We start from the raw sequence: 24,226 nt of genomic DNA, 5'->3' as shown, positions 1-24,226 counted from the left end.
TCAGCCGGTCAGGGCGCTGCCGACGATCCATCCGGCGGAGCACGCGGCGAGGGCGAGCACGGTCGTCGCGACGACGTAGCCGGCGGCCTCCCGCACGGGCCGGTCGACGGCCTGTACCGCGAAGGAGGAGAACGTCGTGAACCCGCCGCAGAACCCGGTGCCGAGGAGGGCCCAGGCCGCGTCACCGAGGGACAGCGCGGCGAACAGCCCGAACAGCCCGGAGCCGACGGTGTTGACCAACAGCGTGCCGCGCGGCCACGCCCGGTCGAGCACGTGGGCGCACGCGTAGCGCAGGGGCGCGCCGACCGCCGCGCCCAGGGCCACCAGCAGGGCCGTCGTCGCCTCGCTCATCCGAGGGCCTCCTCGGGCTCGGCCCGGCGCGAGACCCGGCGCCCGAGGTGCGCCGCCGCGAGGCCGGCGCCGAGCGTCAGCGCGAGGTAGAGGCCGGCCGTCGCGCCGTGGCCGGAGGCGGCGAGCTCGCGTGTCTGGCCGGCCCACGCGGACACGGTGGTGAACCCGCCGAGGACGCCCGGGCCGAGCATCGCGGCGAGCCGGGGCGAACGGCGTACGGCTGCGAGCAGCGGCAGCGCCCCGAGGGCGAACGCCCCGACGACGTTGATGGCCAGGGTCGGCCACGGGAACGTCCCGTGGGCCGCTGCGACGTCGACGGCGTGGCGCAGGAGTGCGCCGAGGGCACCGCCGGCCGCGACGAGCAGCAGGAGGTCGGGGCGCGGGCGCTGGCCGCTCACCCGACCTGGCTCGCGGAGTGGTCTGCGGTGGCGGCACCGCCCCAGGGGTGCGCGTCGCCGCCGGCGAGCTGGCCGATCAGCTCGCCGAGCAGCCAGTTGTGGAAGGCCCGCTGGTCCGCGGTGCGGGCGAGCGACAGCAGCCGCTCGGCGCGACAGAAGGCGTCGGCGACGTCGAACATCTCGGTCATCGTGACGAAGATCGGGGACGCCTCGCGGACCATGGGGAAGGTGAGGTCGACGCGCGGCGCGCCCTGGGCGGCCGCGCCGTTGACCTGGGAGTAGAAGGTGTCGGGGAACTGCCGCTCGAAGCTGGCGAACATCGACGTGAGGTCCCCGGCGAGCGGGTAGTCGCTCTGGTGGGACAGCGAGAGCAGCCGCAGCTCGCGGCGCAGCTCGGCGTACTGGCGGGCGAGGGACTGGTAGAGCGGGATGTCGACCGACAGCAGCCGCACCTCGAGGGCCGCCTCGCTGCGCGGCTCCGGGGCGGTCCGGTCCTGGTGGTCGACGACCCACGCGGCGTCGGCGCTCTCGTGCATCTCCGCGGCCGGCTCGAACCAGACGATCTTGCCGTCGTCCTCGATGGTCGCGCCCCACGCGGCGGCGCACTGCGCCACGATCCCCAGCCCGCGGCCGAAGGTCAGCAGCAGGTCGAGGTCGTCCCCGGTGACCGGCGCGGGCGGCACGGGAGGGCTCGTCGAGCCGTCGGCCACCTCGATGCGCGGGTGGCTGGCGGTGCCGCGCACCCGCACCTTGTAGGGCGAGCGGGCGTGGATGAGCGCGTTGGCCACCAGCTCGGAGACGCCCAGCTCGGCGCACTCGACCAGGTCCTCGCGGTCCAGGCGTCGGCAGATGTCCGCCACCCAGCGCCGGGCGTCGGCCGCGGCGCGCGGCGACGACGCCAGGGTCAGCTCGGAGGTCAGCGGCACTGGGACTTCTTTCAGGGGGTGTGGGTAGTCCAGTGGGCATTGGCTACCCGTCCTACGGGTGGTTCAAACCTCGAACACACCATAGTTTCCTTCGCGGATGGGGACAGGGTGTGAGCAAGCAGACGCGTCCACCATTTCGCCACCGGGGGGTCCCCGGGAGGACAATGGTCGTCGTCCTGACCGCACCTACGACCCTAGGAGCACTCGTGACCCAGACACAGGCAACGCGCCACAAGGTCGTGGTGATCGGCTCGGGATTCGGTGGACTCTTCGGCACCAAGGCGTTGCGCCGTGCCGACGTCGACGTCACCGTCGTCGCCAAGACCACCCACCACCTCTTCCAGCCCCTGCTCTACCAGGTGGCGACCGGCATCCTGTCCGAGGGCGAGATCGCCCCGCCGACCCGCGAGGTGCTCAGCAGCCAGGACAACGCCAAGGTGCTCCTCGGCGAGGTCGTCGACATCGACCTCGAGGCCCGGACCGTCACCTCGCGCGTGCTGGGCCGCGACACGGTGACGTCGTACGACTCGCTGCTCGTCGCCGCGGGCGCCAGCCAGTCCTACTTCGGCAACGACCACTTCGCCGAGTTCGCCCCCGGCATGAAGAGCATCGACGACGCGCTCGAGCTCCGCGGCCGGATCTTCGGCGCCTTCGAGATGGCCGAGCTCGGCGCCAGCCGCGGCGACGACGTCGACCACCTGCTGACCTTCGTGGTCGTGGGCGCCGGCCCGACCGGCGTCGAGATGGCCGGCCAGATCGCCGAGCTCGCGCACCACACGCTCCGCAAGGACTTCCGGGCGATCAACACCCGCCAGGCCCGCGTCGTGCTCGTCGACGCCGCCCCGCAGGTGCTGCCGCCGTTCGGCGCCAAGCTCGGCGAGAGGGCCCGGCGCGAGCTGGAGAAGCTCGGCGTCGAGGTGATGCTCGGCGGCATGGTCACCGAGGTCGACGAGCGCGGCCTCGAGGTCAAGTTCAAGGACGGCCGGGTCGAGCGGATCAACTCCGTCGCCAAGATCTGGGCCGCCGGCGTGCAGGCCAACCCGCTCGGCAAGACCCTGTCGGAGCAGACCGGCGCCCCGCTGGACCGGGCCGGCCGGATCGCGGTCAACCCCGACCTCACGCTCCCCGGCCACCCCGAGGTCTTCGTCGTCGGCGACATGATCGCCCTCGACAACCTCCCCGGCGTCGCGCAGGTCGCGATCCAGGGTGCGAAGTACGCCGCCAAGGAGATCCGCAACCGGGTCGAGAACAAGCCGCCGCAGGCGCCGTTCAAGTACTTCGACAAGGGCTCGATGGCGATCATCAGCCGCTTCCGGGCCGTCGCCATGGTCGGCAAGCTGCGGATCACGGGCATCGCGGCCTGGCTGATGTGGCTCGGCGTGCACCTCGTCTACCTCACCGGCTTCAAGAACCAGGTCTCCGCGCTGATGCGCTGGGCGATCACCTTCGTGAGCAACAACCGCTCCGAGCGCACCACGACCGAGCAGCAGATCTTCGCCCGGGCCGCGCTCGCGCGGCTGCGGCGCGGTGCGGCCGACCTGGTCTCCGACCCCGGGATGTACGACGCCACGCGGGCGATGATGGAGGAGACCCGTCGTCAGGAGCTCGAGGCGGCGGCGGCCCGGGAGGCCGAGCTGACCGACTCCGGCGTGCGCGGAGTGCCCGCGGACCACTGACCCGACCTCCGGCGCCGGGCGGTGTGCAGCCCGGCGAGGAGCGCGAGCAGCGCGCCGGTGCCCGCCAGCCACGGGAGCGGCCCGGGACCGGCCGGGTCCGGGTCCGTCCGCGGCACGGCCGGCACGACGGTGGGGGCGCTCCCGCCCGACGACGTCACCCCGAACCGCAGGTCGCCGGTGACGACGTGCCCGTCGGCGGCCACCACCCGGTAGGACACGACGTGCTCGCCGGTCGCCGCGAGCCGGACGCCGACCCGCACCAGCGCGCCGTCGACCGTCGGCGGGCCCTGCGTCGCCTGCCGTCCGCCGGGGCCGACGACCGAGACCGCGGCGGTCCCGGGGACCACCTCGTCGGCGAAGGACAGCATCAGCTCCTCGGTGTCCGCGGAGACCTCCTCGCCCGCGGCGGGCGAGCTGCCGAGCAGGTCGGTGTGGGCGTGGGCGGGCCCGGCCACCAGCACGAGGCCCAGGAGGACGACCAGGAGGACGACCGGGAGGACGACCGACCGCGGGGCGGTGAGGGTGGCGGTGCGGAGCGTCATGGCCGGTCCTTCCTCATCCCTCGAGGAGCGTCCGGGCGGCGGCCGCGAGGGGGCGCCGCCCCTCGCGGACCGCGCGGATGCTCGCGAGCAGCTGGTCGAGCGGGTCCTCCTTGAGGAGGTAGCCCCACGCCCCGGCGTCCAGCGCGGCCACCACCAGGCCGCGCGAGCACGAGGCGGTGAGCACCACCACCCGCACCAGCGGGTGCCGCCGGGACATCTGGCGGGTCGCCTCGATGCCGTCCATCCCGGGCAGGTCGAGGTCCATCAGCACGAGGTCGGGGAGCAGGGCCGCGACCGCGGGCAGCGCCGACTCGGCGTCGGCCGAGGCCCCGACCACCCGGAGGTCGGGCTCGGCGTCGAGGGCGAGCTCGAGCACCTGGCGCAGGATCTGGTGGTCGTCGACCAGCAGCACCCGCAGCATCACGTCGTCCTGGTCGAGGGTGGCCGGCATGCGAGGAGGGTGTCGCGGCCACCTTGGGGAATGCTCGGGCCGCTCAGCCGGCGCCCGGGAGGGGGAGCCGGGCGGTCAGGACGGTGCCGTACGCCCCGCCGATCTCCAGGTCGAGCCGTCCTCCGGCGTCAGCCACCGCGTCCGCCAGCAGCCGCAGCCCCAGGTGCCCGTCCCTGGAGGGGATGGTGGCGGTGCCGTTGGCGGTGCGGTGGGCGGTGCCGTGGGTGGTGCTGTGGGTGGTGCCGTGGGTGGTCGCACCGGTGCCGTCGTCGCGGACCCGCACCTCGAGCGTCGACGCGACGACCGACACGTCGACCCACAGGTGGGTGGCGCGGGCGTGCTTGACGACGTTGCGGACGCCTTCGCGGGTCACCCGGTAGGCGAGTCGGGCCGTCTGGGGCGGGAGCAGCAGGCCGGGCGGCACCGCGACCTCGACGGCCAGCCCGGCCGTCGCGCCGTCGATCGCCGCGAGCTCGCGCAGCGCGTCGCCGAAGCCCTCGCCCTCGAGGTCCGGGGGATAGAGGTCGGTCATCATCGTGCGCAGCGAGGCCACGTCGCCGCGCAGGACCGTGCCGGCGCGGTCGAGCATCGTCCGGGCGCGGTCGAGGTCGCCGTCGGACCGGAGCTCCTTGCGCACCGTCGGGATCAGGTAGCCGACGCCCGACAGGTCCTGGATGACGCCGTCGTGGAGGTCGTGCGCGATCCGGCGGCGCTCGAGGTCGGCCGCCTCGAGCGCGTGCTGGACCAGCACGGTGCGCTCGGCCTGCGCCCGCTCGACGCGTCGGGCGAGGGAGTACGCGAGCGGGAGCACGACGAGGAGGAAGACGAGCAGCGTGCCGAGCACGAGCGGCACGAACGACCGGGCGATCTCCTGTGCGTGCTCGTGCATGTCGGCCGTGGTGAGGTACGACTCGACGACCACCGGTCGGCCGTCGGCGTCCGTGGCGCCGGCGTAGACCTCCAGCATCTCGTCGACCGACTGCTCGGTGACGTTCTCGGCGCGGTCGAGGTCGGACACCTCGGCCCACGCCTCGTGGGTGCCGAAGAGCGCCGCGAGCTGCGGCTCCATCTCGAACGTCCGGCCGACCAGGTCGCCGGTGTCGTCCCAGATGATCCGTCCGTCCTGGTCCCAGATCTTCACGCGCTGCAGGCTGCCGTCGCGCATCCGGTTGTCCATCACCGTGTCGAGCAGGTCTGCCGCCCCCGGCTCACCGGCGCGCACCGCCTCGTCGACCATCGGTGCGGCCAGCCGGTTGGCGAGGTTGGCCGCCTGCCGCCGGCCGTCCTCGAGCGCCCGGTGCCGGGCGATCTGGTCGGCCACGAGGAGCGTCGTCAGCGAGAGCACGACCACCGCGAGGACCGCCGACACGGTGAAGCGGACCAGCGCCCGGCGCAGCACCCCGGAGGGCGGTGCGGAGCCCAGCGCGACGGATGCTGCGGTGGGGCGCGTGGTCCGGCCCCTCACGGGACGATCCCCGCGGCGCGTGCGACCGCCACCGCCTCGAGCTGGGAGTGGGCGTGCAGCTTGTGCAGCAGGCTCTTCACGTATCCCCGGCAGGTGTGGACGGAGATGTTCAGGTCGTGGGAGATGGCCCGGACGTCGCGTCCCGCGGCGAGGAGCCGGATCACGCGCTCCTCCTGCGGGGTCAGGGCGGGGCGCTCGACGGGGGCAGCGCCGCCGGAGGTGTCGAGGACCAGCGTGCGCAGCAGGGCGGGCGCGACCACCAGGCCGTCGCCGGGCGGGCCCACCAGCACCTCGCGGAGGTCCTCGAAGGCGCCGTCCTTCGGCAGCAGGGCGCTGGCCCCGGCAGCGGCGGCGCTGCGCAGCACCGAGGGTCCCGGCTCCGCGGTCAGCACCACGACCCGCAGCAGCGGGTGCCGCTGGACGAGCTCGCGGGTGAGGCTCAGGCCGTCGTCGTTGCCGAGGCGGACGTCCATGATGACGATGTCGGGCCGGAGCTGGTCGGTCATCGCCCGGGCGCCCTCGGCGTCGTGGGCGGCGCCGAGGCACTCGAGGCCCTCCTCCGCCGCGATCGCCATGCAGACCAGGTCGGTGAAGGTGCGGTGGTCGTCGACGACCAGCACCCGGGTGCGGCGTCCTGTCCCCTCCACCTCGAACATCGGCCGGCTCCCCCGTGCGCGGGGCGGCGACAATCCGGGCCGAGAGCCACCCGAGATCCCACGGTAGGGCCAGGACGAGGCCCGCGTCTGCGCCTTTTCCTCGCGATGCCCAAAACTGAGGACGTCACCCGGTGGGGGCGAGCTCGGCGGCGAACTCGTCCAGCGCCCGCGTCGCCCGGTCGCGCGCGCGGATCGGCATCCCGCCGACCGCCTGCCGCAGCAGGTCGACCAGCGTCGCGACCTCGGCGGTGAGGTCCGGCGCGTCGGCGGGGCCGTCGTCCGCGCGCAGCATCGCGACGTAGAGGTCGCGGCTCTCCGCGGACGGGCTGGAGCCGAGCTCGCGCTCGAGCGACTCGCGCAGCCCCAGGTAGCAGCGCAGCGCCTCGCCGCGCCGTCCCTCGGCCTGCAGCGCCCGCATCAGCACCCGGCAGGCGGTCTCGCCGAGGTCGTCCTGCGCGACGGCGAGCCTGGCGTGGCCGACCGCGTCGGCGGGACGACCGAGCGCGAGGGCGTGCTCGGCGGCCCGGGTCGCCACGCTCGCGAGCTCGACCCGGAAGGCGTCGCGGGCCTCGGCGGCCCACCCGGCGTAGGCCTCGCTGGCGAGGAGCTCGCCCCGCACGAGGGCGGTCGCCCGGCCCAGGAGGACGAGGGCGTCCTCGGTCGAGGCGTCGGCTGCGGCCGCGGTGAGGGTCCGGAAGCGTCGGACGTCGACGTCGACGACCTCGGGGTCGAGGACGTAGCCGTGCATCACCGTGCGGATCGCCGCCCGGTCGCCGGTGACGTGCGCCAGCGCCCGGCGCAGCACGCAGACGTAGCTCTCGAGCGTGCTGAGGTAGGAGCGCGGCGGGTGGTCCTCCCACAGCAGTCCGGCGAGCCGGTCCTTGGAGACCGGGCCGGTGCTCAGGGCGAGGATGGCGAGGATCTGCCGCGGCTTCACGCCACCGAGGTCGGCGCCGAGAGGCGCTCCCCCGGCGGTGCGGAGCGAGGTCTCGCCGAAGAGGTCGAGCTGGATCATGAGTGTCCCCCACGGACGTCTCTGCGGGAACGAGGTGGCTCCCGGCGATGCCATCGTCGTCGTGGTGGCCTCCGCCCGGCAGCCGCCGTTGAGGGGGCGGCACACCCCCACGGGTGAGGGGGTGCGCTAGACCGCCCCGGCCCCAGATTTCCCCAAGCCCGGCACCGGAGGCTCGCCCCGTGGATGCGCGCGAGCCCCGGCACCAGCGCCGCGCCCCGCTCGTGGGCGGGCTGGCGGCGCTCCTCGTCGGCGCGCTCGTGCTCGGCTCGGTCGCCAGCGGTGCGGGACCGGTCCCGGCGCCGCCGGGCATCCCGGACGCGGGCGCGTGGACCGGCTGGGCGCTGCGCCTCGCGGACGCGGCCGCCCTGCTGGTCGCGGTGCTGACGACCGGGTCGCTGCTGGTGGCCGCGGTGCTGCTCGCCCCCGACGGCGACGGTGACCACGAGGTGCGGGACGCACGGCGGCGGGCGACCCGGGCCGCGGCCGGCGGAGCCGCGGCCTGGCTCGTGGTGTCGGTCGCGACCGCGGTGCTGGTCGTCGCCGACACCCGCGCCGTCCCGGTCTCCCGGCTGGTCTCCCGGCTGCTGTCCGGCGACGAGCCGTGGCGCGGGCTCGTCGGCTCGGTGCCCGGGACGGCCCGCGGCCACCTGCTGGCGGCAGCCGCCGCGGCGGTCGTCCTCGTCCTCGCCGCGCGGCCCGCAGCCGCCGGGGTGCCGCCGCTGCGCTGGCCGCCGCGCTCCTCGGCCTGCTCCGCCCAGCTGGCGGGCCACGCCGGAGCGGTCGCCGACCAGGACGTCGTCGCCACCGGCATCGTCGTCCACGTGGCCGCGGCGGCGATCTGGGTGGGCGGCCTGGTCGGCGTGCTGGTCCACCTGCGCCGCGCGCCCGCCCTCCGCGCCGCCGCGCTCGAGCGGTTCAGCCCGCTCGCGGGAGGCGCCTACCTCGCGCTCGCGGTGTCGGGGGCCGCCTCGGCGAGCGTGCACCTGGCGACCTGGTCGGCGTGGTCCAGCGGCTACGCCGCGCTGGTGCTGGCCAAGGTCGTGCTGCTCGCGCTGCTGGGCTGGTGCGGTGCCCTGCACCGCCGCCGCCTCCGACGCGACCTGGCCTACGGCGGCCGCGCCGTCTTCACCCGCCTGGCGGTGGCGGAGGTGGCGCTGATGGCCGTCGCGGGCGGCCTCGCCGGCGCCCTCTCGCGCACCCCGCTGCCGGTCGTCGCGGTCGCACCCGAGCACGGCAGCAGCCATCCCGGCCTGCCGGCCGTCGTGCAGCCGGTGTCGGCCTGGCTGCTGCTGGGAGCGGTCCGGCCCAACGCGCTGGCGCTGCTGGTCGTCGGCGGCCTGCTCGTCGCCTACCGGCTCGCGGTGCACCGCGTCGTCGCGGCGGGCGGGTCGTGGCCCGAGCAGCGCCTGCACGCGGCCACGGCGGCCGCCGTGCTCGCGGTGGTCGTGCTCTGCTCCGGCCTGGCGACCTACGCACCCGCCATGCTCAGCGTCCAGGTCCTGCAGCTGCTGCTGATGCTGCTCGTCGTCCCCGCGGTGGTCGTCCGCGCCGCGGCGGCGCGCCTGTGGCGCCGGCCGGTCGACCCCGTCGTGGGTGCCGTCGCGGTCGGCGGCCTGCTCGTCCTCGTCTACCGCACCCCGCTGCTCGAGGCCTCGCAGCGCTCGCACTGGGTGCACCTGACCCTGCTCCTCGCCGCCACTGCGGCCGGCACGTACCACCTGTCGGCCCTTGCCCCCCACGGAGGCGGCGGGGAGCAGGCCCCACGGCAGGTCGCGGGGGGCGCGGCGCGGCTCGCGTCGCTCCTGCCCGCGGCCTGCCTCGGCGTGCTCGGTGCCCAGCTGCTGCTCGGCGACCGGCTGGTGGCGGGCCGGTGGTTCCTCGAGCTCCGCTGGGGATGGGTCGATCCGGCCGCCGACCAGCGGCTCGCCGGGCTGCTCGCCCTGGTCGCTGCCGCCGGGATGCTCCTGGCCGTCGTCGCGGTCCGGCCCGGCGCCGTCGCTCAGGACACCGGCCAGATCCGCACCAGCACCTCGCCGAGCAGGTCGTCGGCCGGCACCGGGCCGTAGTCGCGGGAGTCGATCGAGTTGGCGCGGTTGTCGCCCATCACGAGCACCGCGTCGTCGGGGACCTCGAAGGTGCGGGTGTAGGAGCCGTCCACCCAGCGGGGGTCGACGTACGCCTCCGGCACCGCGAGGCCGTCGACGTGCAGCACCCCGTCGAGGACGACCACGCTCTCGCCGGGCAGGCCCACGACCCTCTTGATCGCCCGGGTGCCGTCGCCCGGCATCGCGAAGACGACGAGGTCGCCCCGCCTGAGCGACCCGGGGTCGGGGGCGTGGCGCGAGACCAGGACCACGTCGCCCGCGCGCAGCGTGGGCGACATGCTGGAGGAGTCGATCCGCACCGGCTCGACGACCGTGGCGCGGACGACCCCCACCCCGACCACCACGCAGAGCGTGGCGGCCGCGAGGGCGGAGGTGCGTGCGGACGGCCCGCGCACGGGTCGCTCAGACCGCCGGTGCGGCGGCGAACGGGTGGTTGACGCCCGTGAGGCTCAGGTCGGCGTCGCCGACGGCCGGCGCCACGAGGAACTGGCCCATCATGTCGTTGTCCTCGTGGGCGAGGTTGTGGCAGTGGATCATGTAGCGCCCGCCCTGGTTCGCGGTCGCACCGGCCTGGCCGGTGGAGCGGCCGTCGGGGTAGGTGGCGGGCGCCATCGCGTAGTGCACCAGCACCTCGACGGTCTCGCCCTCGCCGACGTAGACCACGTCCTTCGGCCCCATCTCCCACGCGGCGACCTTGCCGAGGCCGCCCTTGCGGGACAGCACGCGGAAGTCGACGAGGTGGATGTGCAGCGGGTGGAACCAGCCGCCCGACTTGTTCTCGATCTTCCACACCTCGTAGTCGCCGGGGCGCGGCGGCGGGCCGTCGGCGGTGAAGAGGTTCCAGTTGCCGGCCTGGATGTCGTGCCAGGACATGCCGTTGATGAGGTACTCGTTGGTGACGTCGTCGTGCTCGAGGTCGATGTTCCGGGTGCGTCGCGAGAGCGTGCGGGGCGCCGTCATCACCTCGTTGACCTCCGACGCCGGCGGCGTGACCACACGGTTGGCGACCGTGCTGCGCGCCGCCGAGGTGACCCGCAGCTGCAGCACCTTGTTGGTGTGGACCCAGTCGACGTTGTTCTTGTTGCTGGCGTTGCGCAGCTCGACGGTGTCGCCGATCCGGCAGCCGGAGAAGTCGACCATCACCTCGTAGCGCTCGGCGCCCCCGTGGCGCCACGTCGTGACCTTCTGCGGCACCATCAGCCCGCCGTCGGTCGCGACGACGTACGTCGGGAGCACCGCGCCGGTGCGGGTGTTGACCATCGAGAAGGTGAAGGAGCGCGACAGCGTCGCGACCAGAACCCGGAAGCGGTACCACCGCTGCTCGACCTCGTGGAAGGGCCACGGGACGCCGTTGACGGTGATCACGTCGCCGTAGAGGCCGGCGTGGTCGCGGTCCATGTAGGCCAGAGCGCCGTTGGAGTCGAACATCGCGTCGCTCACCGTCAGCGGGACGTCGTACGGCCCCTGGGGGAGGTTGGCCTTCTCCCACGCGTTCTGCAGGTGGTACTGCGCGACGAGGCCGCTGTAGACGTTCTGCGCCGTGTGGTGGACGGCGTGGTCGTGGTACCAGAGCGTGCGGGGGCCCTGGTGGTTCGGGTACCAGTACGCCTTCCAGTGCCCGGGCTGGGTGAGGTCGTCGGCGTAGCCGTCGTACTGCGGCAGCGACGCCGATCCGTGCAGGTGGGTCGAGGTGGCCGCGGGGTAGCCCCAGACCGGGTGGACCGGCGGCAGCTGGTTGCGGACCTTGAGGCACACCCGCGTGTGCTGGTCGACCTTGATCAGCGGGCCCGGCACCGACGGCGCGCCGCCGTGCGGGCCGTACGCCAGCACCGTCGTGGTCGGGGCGCCGGGGTCGAGCACCTGCGCCTGCACGGCCGTCTCGGTGACCTCGTAGAGGTGGTAGTCGCCGTACTCGTCGGTGAGCACCGTCGGCACGAGCGGCTGCGGCACCGGCATCCGGCGGGTGAAGCGCACCGGCTTGGGCGCGGTGCTGATCCAGTCCTTCGTGCTGGCCGACTGGCCGAGCGGGAGCGTCACGCCGGCGACGGCGACGGTCCCCAGGCCCATCGTCGCCAGCACGTTGCGTCGGGTCGCTGATGCCATGGTGCGTCCTCCTCCGTACGAGCTGACCGGTCCAGCGTTCGCCTGCGACCTTGGGCATTCCTTGTGCGGTCAGTCCGGCTCCGGACGGGCCGGTGCCCGGTGGTCACACGGGACCACCGGGCACCGGCGTCAGCTGCTCCCGCCCTCCGCGGGAGCGGTCGTCACTGCAGGGCGAACCCGGACGGGCCGGACTCCGCTCCGTAGGCCGAGCGCACGGTGACCGTGCCGGCTGCGGTGGGCCGCAGCGCGGTGGGCGTGTTCTTCAGCCGGAAGTCGAAGTCGCAGACCCCGAGGGCCAGGGCGGGCGTCGCCGTCCCGAGGAGCACCGGCGCGGCGGCGGGCTTGTTCCAGTAGATGCTCATCAGGTTGCTCGCCGAGCAGTGCTTGGCGCTTCCCCTGACCCGCCACTCCTGGTTGCCGCGCTTGTAGGACGCGCTCGCCACGCTCACCGTGCCCGGGTCGGTGACGACCCGCACCGCGTCGGTGGCGGTGGTGCCGTTGACGTCGGTGATGGTGAGGGTGAAGGTGAGCGTCAGCGGCTGGGTCGAGGCGGGCACCACGAACGTCGGGTTGGCGGTCCCCGGGTTCTTCAGCGTCACCTGGACCGGGTCGGTCCCGGCCTGCGTCCACGCGTACGCCGAGGCGTACTGCGACGCCGTGCCGTCCAGCGCGACCGTCGAGGTCGGGATCGCCCCGGCCAGGTCGGTCCCGGCGTCGGCCACGGGCGCGACGTTGGGCGACGCCACGGTGATCGTCGTCCTTGCGGTGCTGGTGCTGGACCTGCCGGAGACGGTCAGTGCGACCTCGTAGGTCCCTGCCGCCGTGGCCACGAAGGTCACCGAGGAGCCGTTGGCCCCGACCGGGGTCAAGCGGGCGCCGGTGGCCGGCGTGACGCTCCAGGCGTAGCTCGACACCGTTCCCGCGGAGGCGAGGCCGTCGAGGGTCAGCGTCTGGTTGGTCTGGACCTGCGTGGCGTCGGAGGTGATCACCGCGGTGACGTCGAGCGCGGTGTCCTCGCCGCCGGTGACGACCACGTCGTCCGAGTCGGACCCGCCCTCGGCGGACGTGACGGTGACCTCGGGCGGCGGGACCGCCAGGTTCGGGATCGTCCAGGTCGTCCGCCCCTGCGCCACCGTCGGGGTGACCCGGGGCAGGTCGCCGCGGAGGCTCAGCGTCGCGCCGTCGGCACCCGACTCGGCGACGATCGTCAGGGTCCGGGTGTCGTTGTCGTAGACCGCGCTGGCGACGTGGACCTTGTCGCCGAAGAGCGACGGGGCGATGTGGTCGACCGTCGCCGGGGAGTCCGACACGTTCGTGACCACCAGGTCGGACGGGGGCGGACCGTCGGTGAGGACACGTGCGTAGTACCTGCCCGGCCGGGAGGCGTCCTCACGCATCCGGGTCTGCGGCACGCCGCTGCCCTTCACCACGATCTGCTGCCCGGTCTCGCTGGTGGCGAAGATGTCGAGCATCTGGCCCGCACCGGAGGTGGAGTACGACGCCTGGGTGGCCTGCACGCCCATGCGGGTCGCGAGCTTGCCCTGCACGAAGAAGGTGTTGGTCTGGATGCAGTCGTCGAGGGCGACGGGGTCGTTGCCGAGGCCAGGGTCCTGGCAGAGCTGGGTCGACCCGGTGAACGAGCCGCGCGGTCCCTCCACCCGGAAGAAGTTGGTGTTGTAGGGGCTGCCGACGACGGCGTGCTCCTGCGTGACGTCACCCAGGTAGCCGGCCGGCGCGGCCGGTGCGACCGCCGGGTCCCACTTGAGGAACGGGCCGGGGCGGCTGCCGAGGGTCTGGTCGAAGACGCCGTCCGGCGTGAGTGCCCCGATGTCCTCGGTCATGTTGATGCCCTTGAAGGCGCCCGGCTCGGCCGTCAGGCGGTCGACGCCGAACGGGTGGGTGAGGGTGTACTCGGCGTTGTCGACGAGGCCCGAGGCCCGCAGCCGGATCCGGCCGAAGCTGACCTGGTCGCCGGCCTTGGCGGGTCCGCCGGCGAACGCCGCCTCGACCGCCGTGACGAGCTGGGCGGTGCCGGAGCCGTAGTCGATGGACGTCTCGGCCGCCGACCAGAAGGCCTCGTCCGGGAAGTTGTCGGGGAACGACACCGGCTTCGTCGGGTCGGGGACGTCGCCCATGATGCAGTTCGAGTCGTTGGGGTCGAGGCAGAGCTCGAGCTTGACGTTGTTGGTGTCCTTGTACCAGAGCGGGAAGCCGTTGGCCTCGTCGATCGGTCCGACCTGCTTGAGGCCGACGGTGCCCTGCTGGTGCGCCGGCGGCGGGGAGATCGCGGAGGCGACGAAGCCGGCCCCCACGACCGTCAGGGTGAGGGCGACGACGGCGACGAGAAGTGTCCTTCCGCGCCGTCCTGTGCCGGTGGTGGTGTTCATCTGAGCTCCGTCCGCGAGTACGTGCGAGGGGTGTCCTGATCGTCGACACCCTCCGCGGTCGCGGTTGGGGAAACCTTGAGGGCCGGCCGGCGGCGCTCGAGGCGTGGCTCAGGGAGCGGCGGGCACCTCGCGGTGCTCGCGGCCGGGCTCGCCGTCGGGGTCGCGGCGTCGCCGGAGTCGGTGCCCGGTCGCCCAGGCGCCGACGCGGAAGGCGACCACCGCGATCACCGCACCGGCGACGTCGTCGGCGATGTAGTGCCACCCGAAGTAGAGGGTGGCGACGACGGTCAGGGCGAAGTTGACCCAGAAGATCCGCTGGACGAGCCGGCTGCGGACGGTGTGCCGGGCCATCAGCGCCCAGAGCAGGGCGATCGCGGTGTGCAGGCTCGCGAAGCCGGCGACGCCCTGGTAGTCGCCGTCGCCCCAGAGGAACCCGTGGCGGGACGCGACGAGGGAGTCCATGAGGTCGGAGGTGCCGTTCGGCACCAGGTCGCTGGCCAGCCAGGGGTACATGATCCCGGGGCCGAGGGTCGGCAGCAGGTAGTACGACACGGTGCCGAGGGTCCACGCGACGCCCTGGGCGGTGACGAACCACCAGCCGTAGCCGATGTTGCGCGACCAGACCAGCCACACCGTCACCAGGATCGCGACGAGCGGGATGTAGGTGAGGTAGACGGTGGAGAGGACGTGGGCCGAGAGGTCGCGGCCCAGCAGGTCCTGCAGGACGGTGGCCGGGTCGTGGCCGAGGAACAGCAGCCGGTCCATCCGCCACAGCTCGCTGTCGAACTTGTCCTCGCGGATGAGCGGCAGCAGCGACTTGAGGTTCCGGTAGGCGACGTAGACGACGTAGAAGCAGGAGATGCCGACGGTCACCAGCAGCAGCCGGGCGCCGGTCCAGTGCGTGCGCAGCCGCTCGCGCGCCGCCTCGACGCAGCGGGCCGGGTGGAGGCGCCCCACCCACAGGGCGCGCGGCAGCAGGTCGGCGACGATCGCCGCGAGGCACAGCACCGGCAGGCGGACCCACGAGGGGCCGAGGAAGCTGCCCTCGGGGTCGGCGACCGGGCGGTCGAGCGCGTGGCTGGCGAGGAAGGTGGTCACGCCCATCAGCACCGCGTTGGCGACGAGGAACGTCCAGGGGCGACGGAGCAGCCGCGGGACCGTCGTGGTCGTCGCGCTGGGCACGGTCGCGGGCCCGGCGGTCGCGGGCTCGCTCGGGCCTGTCGTCGTCGGGGCGGGCGCGGCCGGGTGGGCGTTGGCCGGCGTCGGCGCAGGGGTCGGCGTCGGGGAGGGCACGGGGTTCTCCGGGGTGGTGCGGGCGTGACGTGGGCCCTGACATTCTCCCGGTTCACCCAAAATTCACCTAGCCGAGGACGTGGTGCGCCGGAACCTCCGGTCCCGGTGGCACCCCGTCCTCGGCTGACGGGAACAGGGGAGGCGGGGGCAGGGGTTGTCATCGACGACCGACGGACCCCCGGAACGAGCCCGGGACGACATCGAGACGACGGAAGAGGACGACATGCGAGCTGTGGTCTACACCGAGAGCGGCGACGCCGACGTGCTGGAGCTGGTCGAGCGCGAGGCCGCCGAGCCGGGGCCGGGCGAGGTCCGGGTCCGGGTCGTGCGGGCGGGGGTGAACCCGACGGACTGGAAGTTCCGCGCCGGCGGGATGGGCACCCTCGCCTTCCCCGAGATCGTCCCCGGCCAGGACGGTGCGGGCGTCGTCGAGGCACTGGGCCCGGACGTCACCTCGCTCGCCGTCGGCGACCGGGTGTGGACGATGCTGGCCCAGCACCAGCGCCCCGGCGGCACGGCGCAGGAGCAGGTCGTGCTGCCGGTCGACCGGCTGACAGTCCTGCCGGACGGGGCGTCGTACGACCTCGGCGCCTCGCTCGGCGTCCCGGCCGTCACCGCCCACCGGGCGCTCACCACCTCCGAGGACGGCCCGACCCGGCTCGCGCCCGGAGCGCTCGACGGCACGACGGTGCTGGTGGCCGGCGGGGCGGGAGCCGTGGGCAACGCGGCCATCCAGCTGGCCCGGTGGGCGGGCGCGACCGTCGTCGCCACCGTCAGCAGCGCCGGGAAGGGTGCGCTGGCGACCGCGGCGGGCGCGCACCACGTCGTCAACTACCGCGAGGGCGACCTCGTCGAGCAGGTCCGCGCGATCGCCCCCGACGGTGTCGACCTCGTCGTCGAGGTGGCGCCCGCGCAGAACCTGCGCACCGACCTCCGGCTGATCCGCCCGCGAGGCACGATCGCGATCTACGCCAACAACGGCGGCGACGAGGTCACGCTGGGCGTGCGTGAGACGTTCTCCACCAATGCGCGCCTCCAGTGGGTGCTGCTCTACACCGTCGGGTCGGCGGCGCTGCGCGCCGCGGCCGAGGACATCACCGCCGCGGTCGCCGACGGCGCGTTCGGGGTCGGCGAGGAGCACGGCCTGCCGCTGCACCACCACCCGCTGGAGGAGACCGCCCGGGCGCACGCCGCCGTCGAGGACGGGGCCGTGGGCAAGGTGCTGATCGACGTCGCGGAGGGCTGAGCGGACTGCTGCGGTCGGGAGCGGGTAGGCCTCCAGGGACTCGAACCCTGAACGAACAGATTAAAAGTCTGCTGCTCTGCCAATTGAGCTAGAGGCCCGGGCCCTGCCGCCGTCGGCGGTGGGGTCCGGGTGCAGCCTAGTTGTGGGTCGGGCCGCCCGCTCGAGCCGGGCGGCGTAGACCTCGGTGACGACGGCGGCGACCATCCGCGCGACCAGCAGCGCGGGGACGCCCCAGGCCGTCCAGATCAGCCCGGCCACGACCGGGGCGACGACGTCGCCGGCGTCCTCGCCGGACGTCAGGTAGGCCATGGTGCGGGCGCGGGTGCGCGGGTCGCGGTCGGAGACCTCGGCCATCAGCGATCCCCAGGCCGGGCGGAACGCCGCCTTGCCGATGTCGTCGAGGCTCTTGCCGACCCACATGCCGACCAGCCCCGGGAACAGCAGGTAGAGCGCCGCGGAGCAGATGTTGGAGACGCTGCGCACCGCGAGGACCAGGCGCCGGGAGACGTGGTCGGCGACCCATCCCCACAGCGGGCCGGTGAACGCGAAGGCGGGGGTGAGCAGGTAGAGCAGGCCCGCCTGCGCGGTCGTGAGCCCGGCGTACTCCACCGCCAGGACCGGGAAGAGCGCGGTGAGCATCGCGGACGTGCCGGCGACGAGGAAGCCGAGCCCGGCGTACGCCGCGAGGCCGCGGGCGGGCGGGACCGACGCGACGGTCGGGCCCGGGGGAGGCGGGGGAGGCGCGGGCGGGTCGGCCGACCGGGGGTGCGCGCTGCCGCGCGGGACCAGCACCCACACCGCGAGCAGCGGCAGCAGGGACAGCGCGAACGCCGTCGCGAAGGTGAGCGTGAAGCCGCCAGCCGTGGCCAGCAGCAGTCCCGCGACGCTCTTGCCGACGGCACCCGCGGTCGTCTTCGCCGTCTGGTACCACGCGAAGGTGGTGGCGATCGCCTTCTTGCCGCCGTTCTCCGCGATCAGGGCGTGGACCGCCGGGTCGCGCACGGCGTCCGAGACCCCGTGCACGCCGCGGACCCCGAACAGCTGCCACGGGGCGGCGGTCGCGACGTAGGCGAGGCACACGACGGCGCGCAGCGCCAGGGTGCCGAGCAGGGAACGGCGCAGGCCCCACCGGTCGGCCCACGGCCCGAGCACCGGCTTGAGCAGCATCGACACGACGACCGAGGCGGACGTCAGCAGGCCGATCTGCGTGAGCGACATGCCCATCCGGTGGGCGTAGAGCGGCAGCGCGAAGGTGAGCAGCCCGAAGGCGAGGCGGGAGAAGAAGCCCTCGACCACCAGCGCCGTCGCCGGTGTCGCGCGCACGGTCCTCGCCCGGTGCCTCACCGCGACCCTGCCGGGACGAGCGCGGGCCCGCGCGCCGGGGCGTGGGGAGCCGGCGACAGCGGCGGCAGGGGCGGCGGCGCGAGGTCGCCGACCGCGATGCGGTGGACGTGGTCGGCCATCGGGCCGGCGACCTCCTCGCAGCCCTTGTAGCCCGGGAAGTAGTTGAGGTCGACGACCGTGGGACCGTCCGGGCCCTCGATCACGTCGATCCCGAACAGGTCGAGCCCGCTGACCCGGCCGACCCGCCGGGCCAGGTCCTCGACCTCCGCCGTCACCGGCACCGGCTCGCCGGGGCGGGTGAAGCTGGTCGCGTCGAACGGCTTGCGGACCGCCCACACCCGCGACCCCACGACGTAGACCTTGAGGTCGTGCCCCGGGCCGTCGACGTGGCGCTGGACCACGACGGGCCCGCCCGGGTCCGGCAGCCGGTCGAGCTGGCGCGGGGTGCGGACCACGTGCACCCCCGCGCCGCGGTGGCCCCGGACCGGCTTCACGACCAGCGGGCCGTCGTCGAGCAGGTGGCGGCAGGTCCCGGGCGACCCGGTCACCCAGGTCTCGGGCACCCGCACCCCGGCCGCGGCGAGCCGCTGGTTGGCCAGCACCTTGTCCTGCGCGGCCGCGCAGGCGGGATAGGGGTTGAAGACCCGCGCCCCGCGCGCGTGCAGCGCGGCCGCGTGGCTCAGGGCGGTCTCGGTGTGCGACTTCAGCAGGAACATCACGTCGTCGTCGACCGCGCGGGGGTCGGCCGGCAGCAGCACGTCCTCGACGATGGCGCCCGACACCGTGTGCCCCCTGCGGCGCAGCCGGGACACCACCTCGCGCAGCAGCGGGCTGGGCCGGTCGGGCACCCGGCGCACCAGCAGGAAGCGGATGTCGGTCACGGCGTCACCGCCGTCACCCGGGCGTGCGACGCCTGCGGCGCGTCGTCGCGCAGCCGGTCGACGACGACGTCGGCGATCCGGCGCCCGGCCTCGGGGACACCCTTGAAGCCGGGGAACGCGGACATGTCGACCACCCACAGCCGGCCCTGGTGGCGCACGACGTCGACGCCGTAGACGTCGATCCCGAACGCGTCGCCGCAGCGCCGCACGATGGCCTCCAGCTCGGCGGTGACCGGCAGCAGCCGGCCGCGCTTCTCGCGGAGCGTGCGGGCCGGGAACGGCCGCTCGACGCAGAAGATCTCCTCACCGATCCGGTAGAGCTTGAGGTCCGGCCCCTCGGGCGGGTGGTAGCGCATGACCAGCCACGGCTCCTGGTCGAGGTCGGCGAGGCCGGCGCGCTCGTGCAGGACGTGGAGGCCGCGCCCGCGGGAGCCGCGCGGGTCCTTGACGATCAGCGGCCCGTCGACGAGGTGCGGCGCGACCTGGATCGGGTCGGTGACCAGCCAGCTCTGCGGCACCGGGACGCCGGCTGCCGCGAGCGCCCGCGTCTGGACGATCTTGTCGCGGCAGGCGGCGGCCACCGGGTAGGGGTTGACGATCCGCGCACCCACGGCGTCGAGCGCGCCGGCGAGGGACAGCGCGGTCGGCGTCCCGGACTTCAGCACGTACAGGTCGGCCAGAGGGGTCGGCGCGCTGAGGTCGTGGGCGTGCTGGTCCGGGTCCTCCACCACGGCGGTGACGCGGTGGTGCGCGAGCCGGTCGACGAGGTCGCGGACGAGTCGCGCGCGGGGCGAGCCGGCCGGGTGGTGGGTGGCGAGCACGCAGACGAGCGGGGCGGTCATCGGCGCACCTCCACGGCGACGGCGTGGGCCGCGTCGAGGGCGTCGAGCGGCGACCCGCCCGTCGCCAGCACCGCGTGGGCGCGTTCGGTGAGGGCCAGGAACGGGTGCCGCGGCGCGAGCCCGGTCAGCTGGGCGAGGACGCCCCGGACCCCCAGGCGGCGCAGCGGTCGCTGCAGCGTCGGGTCGAGCGTGGTGCCCCAGGTGAGGGCGGCCGCCGCCGTCACGCGCGAGGCCCGCCGGGACCGTGCCGCCGGCGAGGGCCGCGAGCGCCGGGCCGCAGACCCGGTCGCCGCGCGCGAGCTTGCGACGCGGGTCGCGACCGACCCGCTGCCGCGGGGTCCGCGAGCGCGGGGCACCGGAACCGCTCGAGGGTCCGGTCGAGGTCGTCGTCGGTGCCGCCGAGCTCGTCGCCGAACAGGGCCGCGACGCCCTCGCGGCCCTCCCGCAGCACCTCGCGGACCACCGTCCGGACGACGGGGTCCGCGAGCGCCGCCGGGAGCGTGGCGTGCCCGGCGAGGCCGCCGACGTAGGCCGCGCTGGCGTGCCCGGCGCTGAAGACGAACTTCTTGCGGGTCAGGTGGGCGGTGAAGTCGTCGACCCCGTCGAGGCCGCGCAGGACCGGCACCTGTCCGCCGAGCGCCGCCCGGTCGACCCGGAGGGCGCCGCGGGCCTCCACGACCACGTGGTCCGGCTCCGGGCCGGGACGGTTGGCGATCCGGTCGACCAGGACCCCCGCGAACCGGTGGGGCGCGACCGGACCCACCGTGTGCTCGGCGACCAGGGCCCGGAGCACCTCCGCGGCGCCCGGCCGGTTGTCGCAGACCAGCACCGAGGCGGGCGTACGCCGTCCCGCGAGGGCACGGGCGAGGTCGGGCGCGACGGTGCGCGCCTGGCCGCTCCCGACGGTGACGAACAGCATCGGCGCGGCGCCGACCAGCCGGCGCAGGCGCACGTCGTCGAGGGCGAGCACCAGCGACGGGTGCAGCACGCTCGACCGGTCCTGCCCGACGTGACGGACGCGGGCGGGCGACCGGGACAGCCGACGGGCGGCCTCCTCGGTCCGGGCGACCAGGGCGTACGGGTGGCCGCCGGCCTCCAGCGTCGCGGCGACCACGCCGCACCCGACGCTCCCGGGGCCGATGACGACCGCCGGCGCCGTGCTCATCGCGCGACCGCCAGCGCGGACCGGGCGCCGACGGACGGCTCGGTCCGTGGTGCGGGCACCTGCGGGGCAGTGGCGGCCACCGCGTCGAGCACCACCTCGCACAGGAAGTCGTCGGCGTCGCACGCCAGGCCGCGGTAGTTCGGGTACTCGTTGACCTCGACGACCATCAGCTCGCCGTCGACCTCGACGCAGTCGACGCCGAACAGCGACAGCCCGAAGACCTCGGCGCACGCGCTCGCGATCCGGACCATCTCGTCGGTCACCGGGACCTCGTGGCCCGGGTCGGGGTCCGCCCGCACGGAGCCGTCGACGTCGATCGGGGACGGCCGGCGCACCGCCCACACCCCGCCGCCGGCGACGTAGAGCTTGATGTCGTGCCCGTCGCCGCGGTGGAACGGCTGCGCCAGCGCGACCGGCTCGGGCCACGCCAGCCCCGCGAGGTCGGCGACGTCGGTGACGACCTCGATGCCTCGCGCGTTGTCGCCGTAGAGCGGCTTCAGCAGCAGCGGGAACGGCACGTCGGCCAGCGTCTGCAGCTCGGCCACGGTGGCCAGCCAGGTCCGCGGCGTCGGGATGCCCGCGCGCCACAGCGCCGCGGACATCGCCGCCTTGTCGACGACCGCGGCGATCGCGGCCGCGTCGTGGAGCACCGCGACGCCGTTGGTCTCGAGCGTCCGCAGCAGCGAGAGCAGGCGCGGGCTGCGTCCGCGCGCCACCACGAAGTCGACCTCGCCGACCATCGTCGGGTGGCCCAGGTCGGTGGGGAGCCGGTCGGCCACGTGGACCACGACCTCCACTCCCCGTTGCTGCAACCGGGCGACCAGCCCGGCGGGCTGGGCCTGCGCCAGGTAGCGGTCCTCCACGAGGACCCCGACCCGGGGTCCTGTCGACCAACGCGAAGTGAACATCGCACGACCTCCTGTTGAGGCTTCAACGATGCGCCCGGCCGCGCGGGCCGGTACAGGTGGCCGATGGTGCTAGTACCCCTCCGGGACCTACGGTGGTGAGCGTGCCGGCGCCCGCGACCCTCGTCGAGATCTGCCTGGAGGACGTCGGCGGCGCGGCGCTCGCGGCGGCCGCCGGGGCCGACGCGCTGGAGGTCTGCGCCGGGCTCGTCGAGGGCGGCACCACCCCGACCCCCGGGTTCGTGCGGCACTGCGCGGAGCAGGCGCCGGGCCTCGAGGTGCGCGTGCTGGTCCGTCCGCGCGGCGGCGACTTCGTGCACTCCACGGCCGAGGTCGACGTCATGGTCACCGACGTCGAGGTCCTGCGCGACGCGGTGCCGCACGGGACCCGGCTGGGCTTCGTGGTCGGCACGCTCACGCCCGACGGCGAGGTCGACGCCGAGGTCGTACGCCGCCTGGTCGCCGCCTGCGGCCCCGCCCCGGTCACCTTCCACAAGGCGTTCGACTCGGTGCCCGACCAGCGGGCCGCGCTCGCGCTGCTGCGCGACCTCGGCGTGACCCGGGTGCTGACGTCGGGGGGTCCCGGCACGGCCGTCGACCACCTCCCTGCGCTCGCCGACCTGGTCCGGGCCGCCGGCGACGACGTCCGGGTCGCGGTCGGCGGCGGCGTACGCCCCGGCAACGTGGCGCGGGTCGTGGCCGCCACGGGGGCGCGCGAGGTGCACCTGCGCGCGCCGGGAGCGGTCGCGTCGGCGGGCAGGTCGGCGGGCTACGACGACGGTGGCCGCAGCGTCACCGACCCCGGCGTGCTGGCCGAGGTGATGGCGGCGCTCGGCCGCTGAGTCACGCGCGCGCGGTGTCGCCCGGGAACAGGACCGCCCGGGCGAGCGGGTCGACGCCCGACACGTCGTCGAGCGGGAACACCGGCCGCTCGACCCGGCGGTGGCCGAGCCGGACGAGGTCCTGGTCGACCCCGCCGGGCGTGAGCGCGAGCATCCAGTCGGCGGCCAGGTCGAACAGCTCGGGCTCGAGGTAGCCGATCTTGACGACCACGACGTCGGCGCGGCGCGGGTCGAGCCCGAGCCGGGTGAAGTCGGACTCGAGGTGGTAGGGCCGGCGCCGCCGGGTGACCACGACGTCGATCGACGGGGTGCGGACCACGACCTCGAGGTTGTCGTCGGTCGGCACCACGGCGACGACCTCGCCGCTGAGCTCGACCGGGGGCGCGGTCCGCGCGTCGATGCGGGCGCCGACGGTGAGCCGCACGTGCGCGCCGACCCCGGCCTCGGCGGCCGCCAGCGCGCCGACCGCGTCCGGGATCGACGCGTAGATCGCGCGCTTGCCGCTCGCGGCGAGGTCCTCGCTGGCGAGCAGCCGGGCCAGCGTCCAGGTCACGTCGCCGGCGCCGCCGGCGGTCGGGTTGTCGCCCGAGTCGGACACGACGTAGGGCGCGACCGGTGACGCGAGCGCCGCGGCCAGCACCTCGTCGAGGGTCCCGGTCGGCGCGACGAAGCCGAACTCCTCGCGCCGCTCCCACAGCTCGGTGGCGAGCGACGACGCCTCCCGGAGGGCGAGGTCGGCGTCGTCGCCGACGACCATCACGACGGCGCCGTTGCGCGGCTCGTCGGCCCACGGGTAGCCGATCCAGATGCCGGCGTCGAGGACGCCGTCGAGCGCCTCGATCTCCGGCACCCGGGCGTAGAGGCTCGCGGCCGGCTCCTGGCGGGTGCTGGTCATCTCGCCCGGCAGCAGGATCGGCACCGGCACCCACGCCTTCGCGGGCCGGCGCTCGCCCGGCGGGAGCGCGAGCCGGTCGACGAGGTTGCGCGCCGCGCGCTCCTTGGTCTCCTGCCAGTCCACGTGCGGGGCGGTGCGGTAGGTCGTCAGCAGGTCGACCGTCGCGGCGAGGGTGCGCGAGACGTTGCCGTGCAGGTCCATCCCGCTGCTGACCAGGCAGTCCGGCCCGACCACCGCGCGCACGGCGAGCGCGAGGTCGCCCTCCATGTCGTCGAGGCCGACCACGCTCGCCGCGCCGTGGACGTCGAGGACGAGACCGTCGAGCGGGGCCTGCGCGACCGCGGCGACGAGCCCCGCGAGGATCTCGGCCTTGAGCAGGGCGTAGTCGTCCGCCGGGATCGCCCCGCCGGCGATGCTGCGGGCCTGGAGGACGCCGACCCACTCGGCCCGGTCGGCGAGCGCGCCGCCGTCGCGCCAGAAGTCCCAGGCGTCGAGGACCTCGCGGCCGCGCCGCGGCGCGAGCATCGCGGCCGTGGTCAGCGCCGGGGAGAAGGTGGAGGCCTCGAGGCTGATGCCGCAGACGGCCACGCGCGGCAGGGCTGGTCCGGTCACCCGCTCATGCTGTCAGCCCGGTCGCCGGGAGCCCCGGCCAACCCCTCCGGGTGGTCGGTTCGCCGAGTGTTCACCACGCTGTGGATGGGGAGGGGTGACGCCGGCGATTTTGTTGATAGTGTCTGG

General features: G+C 74.7%; 23 protein-coding genes and 1 tRNA gene. 4 read left to right on the top strand and 20 right to left on the bottom strand.

Annotated features, from left to right (window positions below; genetic code table 11):
- From LN652_RS10800 to LN652_RS10790, 3 genes are read right to left on the bottom strand one after another with little or no spacing between them, the layout of a single operon-like run.
- The gene (locus LN652_RS10800; RefSeq protein WP_230444661.1) at positions 1–351 is read right to left on the bottom strand and encodes a fluoride efflux transporter FluC; all 351 of its coding nucleotides are present in this window, start codon (positions 349–351) and stop codon (positions 1–3) included.
- A complete protein-coding gene (locus tag LN652_RS10795; protein WP_230444660.1) occupies positions 348–749 on the bottom strand; it encodes a fluoride efflux transporter FluC in 402 nt (133 codons plus the stop codon). The genes LN652_RS10800 and LN652_RS10795 overlap by 4 nt, the downstream gene beginning before the upstream one ends.
- Entirely contained in the window at positions 746–1,675 is a 930-nt protein-coding gene (locus tag LN652_RS10790; protein WP_230444659.1) for an ATP-binding protein, read from the bottom strand. The genes LN652_RS10795 and LN652_RS10790 overlap by 4 nt, the downstream gene beginning before the upstream one ends.
- Before the next feature lie 206 nt (positions 1,676–1,881).
- Here LN652_RS10790 and LN652_RS10785 point away from each other — a divergent pair, with 206 nt between their 5' ends.
- On the top strand, positions 1,882–3,351 hold the full coding sequence (locus tag LN652_RS10785; protein WP_230444658.1) for an NAD(P)/FAD-dependent oxidoreductase: 1,470 nt from the start codon (positions 1,882–1,884) through the stop codon (positions 3,349–3,351).
- On the opposite strand, the gene LN652_RS10780 is transcribed toward LN652_RS10785, so the two are convergent.
- The 5 genes from LN652_RS10780 to LN652_RS10755 all read right to left on the bottom strand — a co-directional run bounded on the left by LN652_RS10780 (position 3,273) and on the right by LN652_RS10755 (position 7,480).
- Positions 3,273–3,893 (bottom strand): copper resistance CopC family protein, encoded by a 621-nt coding sequence (locus LN652_RS10780; protein ID WP_230444657.1) that lies wholly within the window; start codon positions 3,891–3,893, stop codon positions 3,273–3,275. The two genes, LN652_RS10785 and LN652_RS10780, sit on opposite strands and share 79 nt — an antisense overlap.
- A gap of 13 nt (positions 3,894–3,906) precedes the next feature.
- Entirely contained in the window at positions 3,907–4,344 is a 438-nt protein-coding gene (locus tag LN652_RS10775) for a response regulator (RefSeq protein ID WP_230444656.1), read from the bottom strand.
- Between the two features lie 43 nt (positions 4,345–4,387).
- Positions 4,388–5,809, bottom strand: coding sequence for a sensor histidine kinase (locus LN652_RS10770; protein WP_230444725.1), 1,422 nt, complete (start codon positions 5,807–5,809; stop codon positions 4,388–4,390).
- A complete protein-coding gene (locus LN652_RS21910) occupies positions 5,806–6,465 on the bottom strand; it encodes a response regulator transcription factor (RefSeq protein WP_268932251.1) in 660 nt (219 codons plus the stop codon). Before LN652_RS21910 ends, LN652_RS10770 begins: the two co-directional genes overlap by 4 nt.
- A gap of 124 nt (positions 6,466–6,589) precedes the next feature.
- Entirely contained in the window at positions 6,590–7,480 is an 891-nt protein-coding gene (locus LN652_RS10755; RefSeq protein WP_230444655.1) for an AfsR/SARP family transcriptional regulator, read from the bottom strand.
- Between the two features lie 179 nt (positions 7,481–7,659).
- Between LN652_RS10755 and LN652_RS10750 the strand changes: the two genes are divergently transcribed.
- Positions 7,660–9,546 (top strand): cytochrome c oxidase assembly protein, encoded by a 1,887-nt coding sequence (locus tag LN652_RS10750; protein WP_230444654.1) that lies wholly within the window; start codon positions 7,660–7,662, stop codon positions 9,544–9,546.
- Here LN652_RS10750 and lepB read toward each other — a convergent pair.
- The 4 genes from lepB to LN652_RS10730 form a co-directional block, all read right to left on the bottom strand.
- A complete protein-coding gene (gene lepB / locus LN652_RS10745) occupies positions 9,480–9,980 on the bottom strand; it encodes a signal peptidase I (protein ID WP_230444653.1) in 501 nt (166 codons plus the stop codon). The genes LN652_RS10750 and lepB overlap by 67 nt on opposite strands.
- A gap of 7 nt (positions 9,981–9,987) precedes the next feature.
- Positions 9,988–11,688: a multicopper oxidase family protein gene (locus LN652_RS10740; RefSeq protein WP_230444652.1), complete on the bottom strand. Its 1,701-nt coding sequence runs from the start codon at positions 11,686–11,688 to the stop codon at positions 9,988–9,990.
- A gap of 161 nt (positions 11,689–11,849) precedes the next feature.
- The gene (locus tag LN652_RS10735) at positions 11,850–14,075 is read right to left on the bottom strand and encodes a PKD domain-containing protein (RefSeq protein ID WP_230444651.1); all 2,226 of its coding nucleotides are present in this window, start codon (positions 14,073–14,075) and stop codon (positions 11,850–11,852) included.
- Between the two features lie 108 nt (positions 14,076–14,183).
- Positions 14,184–15,368, bottom strand: coding sequence for a phosphatase PAP2 family protein (locus LN652_RS10730; protein ID WP_230444650.1), 1,185 nt, complete (start codon positions 15,366–15,368; stop codon positions 14,184–14,186).
- A 223-nt stretch (positions 15,369–15,591) separates the two neighbouring features.
- Between LN652_RS10730 and LN652_RS10725 the strand changes: the two genes are divergently transcribed.
- The gene (locus LN652_RS10725) at positions 15,592–16,614 is read left to right on the top strand and encodes an NADPH:quinone reductase (protein ID WP_230444649.1); all 1,023 of its coding nucleotides are present in this window, start codon (positions 15,592–15,594) and stop codon (positions 16,612–16,614) included.
- A 25-nt stretch (positions 16,615–16,639) separates the two neighbouring features.
- Here the strand turns inward: LN652_RS10725 and LN652_RS10720 are convergent.
- From LN652_RS10720 to LN652_RS10690, 7 genes are all read right to left on the bottom strand, one after another.
- Positions 16,640–16,712, bottom strand: a tRNA-Lys gene (locus LN652_RS10720).
- On the bottom strand, positions 16,675–17,910 hold the full coding sequence (locus tag LN652_RS22140) for an MFS transporter (protein WP_407941550.1): 1,236 nt from the start codon (positions 17,908–17,910) through the stop codon (positions 16,675–16,677). The genes LN652_RS10720 and LN652_RS22140 overlap by 38 nt, the downstream gene beginning before the upstream one ends.
- Before the next feature lie 44 nt (positions 17,911–17,954).
- A complete protein-coding gene (locus LN652_RS10710; RefSeq protein ID WP_230444647.1) occupies positions 17,955–18,839 on the bottom strand; it encodes an ATP-grasp domain-containing protein in 885 nt (294 codons plus the stop codon).
- Complete coding sequence (locus LN652_RS10705; protein ID WP_230444646.1) at positions 18,836–19,681, bottom strand: ATP-grasp domain-containing protein; 846 nt, start codon at positions 19,679–19,681, stop codon at positions 18,836–18,838. Before LN652_RS10705 ends, LN652_RS10710 begins: the two co-directional genes overlap by 4 nt.
- Positions 19,678–19,905 (bottom strand): hypothetical protein, encoded by a 228-nt coding sequence (locus LN652_RS10700; protein ID WP_230444645.1) that lies wholly within the window; start codon positions 19,903–19,905, stop codon positions 19,678–19,680. Before LN652_RS10700 ends, LN652_RS10705 begins: the two co-directional genes overlap by 4 nt.
- Positions 19,902–20,846, bottom strand: coding sequence for a mannitol dehydrogenase family protein (locus LN652_RS10695; protein WP_230444644.1), 945 nt, complete (start codon positions 20,844–20,846; stop codon positions 19,902–19,904). The genes LN652_RS10700 and LN652_RS10695 overlap by 4 nt, the downstream gene beginning before the upstream one ends.
- Entirely contained in the window at positions 20,843–21,754 is a 912-nt protein-coding gene (locus LN652_RS10690) for an ATP-grasp domain-containing protein (protein ID WP_230444643.1), read from the bottom strand. Before LN652_RS10690 ends, LN652_RS10695 begins: the two co-directional genes overlap by 4 nt.
- Before the next feature lie 101 nt (positions 21,755–21,855).
- On the opposite strand from LN652_RS10690, the gene LN652_RS10685 reads away from it, so the two are divergent.
- On the top strand, positions 21,856–22,593 hold the full coding sequence (locus LN652_RS10685) for a copper homeostasis protein CutC (RefSeq protein WP_230444642.1): 738 nt from the start codon (positions 21,856–21,858) through the stop codon (positions 22,591–22,593).
- Between the two features lies 1 nt (position 22,594).
- On the opposite strand, the gene LN652_RS10680 is transcribed toward LN652_RS10685, so the two are convergent.
- Positions 22,595–24,100, bottom strand: a complete 1,506-nt coding sequence (locus LN652_RS10680; protein ID WP_230444641.1) for a M81 family metallopeptidase — start codon at positions 24,098–24,100, stop codon at positions 22,595–22,597.
- Positions 24,101–24,226: the final 126 nt, after the last annotated feature.

The sequence above is a fragment of the Nocardioides okcheonensis genome (assembly GCF_020991065.1).
Classification (GTDB): Bacteria; Actinomycetota; Actinomycetes; order Propionibacteriales; family Nocardioidaceae; genus Nocardioides; species Nocardioides okcheonensis.
Note: the sequence above shows the minus strand (reverse complement) of the source record. Positions and strands in the feature narration are given on the sequence as shown.

Bases quoted from the DNA above. Each gene is read 5' to 3' on its own strand.
- LN652_RS10735 (WP_230444651.1), bottom strand. From the start codon at position 14,075: ATGAACACCACCACCGGCACAGGACGGCGCGGAAGGACACTTCTCGTC.
- LN652_RS10775 (WP_230444656.1), bottom strand. From the start codon at position 4,344: ATGCCGGCCACCCTCGACCAGGACGACGTGATGCTGCGGGTGCTGCTG.
- LN652_RS10705 (WP_230444646.1), bottom strand. From the start codon at position 19,681: ATGACCGCCCCGCTCGTCTGCGTGCTCGCCACCCACCACCCGGCCGGC.
- LN652_RS10695 (WP_230444644.1), bottom strand. From the start codon at position 20,846: ATGAGCACGGCGCCGGCGGTCGTCATCGGCCCCGGGAGCGTCGGGTGC.
- LN652_RS10800 (WP_230444661.1), bottom strand. From the start codon at position 351: ATGAGCGAGGCGACGACGGCCCTGCTGGTGGCCCTGGGCGCGGCGGTC.
- LN652_RS10690 (WP_230444643.1), bottom strand. From the start codon at position 21,754: ATGTTCACTTCGCGTTGGTCGACAGGACCCCGGGTCGGGGTCCTCGTG.
- LN652_RS10725 (WP_230444649.1), top strand. From the start codon at position 15,592: ATGCGAGCTGTGGTCTACACCGAGAGCGGCGACGCCGACGTGCTGGAG.
- LN652_RS10755 (WP_230444655.1), bottom strand. From the start codon at position 7,480: ATGATCCAGCTCGACCTCTTCGGCGAGACCTCGCTCCGCACCGCCGGG.
- LN652_RS21910 (WP_268932251.1), bottom strand. From the start codon at position 6,465: ATGTTCGAGGTGGAGGGGACAGGACGCCGCACCCGGGTGCTGGTCGTC.
- LN652_RS10740 (WP_230444652.1), bottom strand. From the start codon at position 11,688: ATGGCATCAGCGACCCGACGCAACGTGCTGGCGACGATGGGCCTGGGG.
- LN652_RS10780 (WP_230444657.1), bottom strand. From the start codon at position 3,893: ATGACGCTCCGCACCGCCACCCTCACCGCCCCGCGGTCGGTCGTCCTC.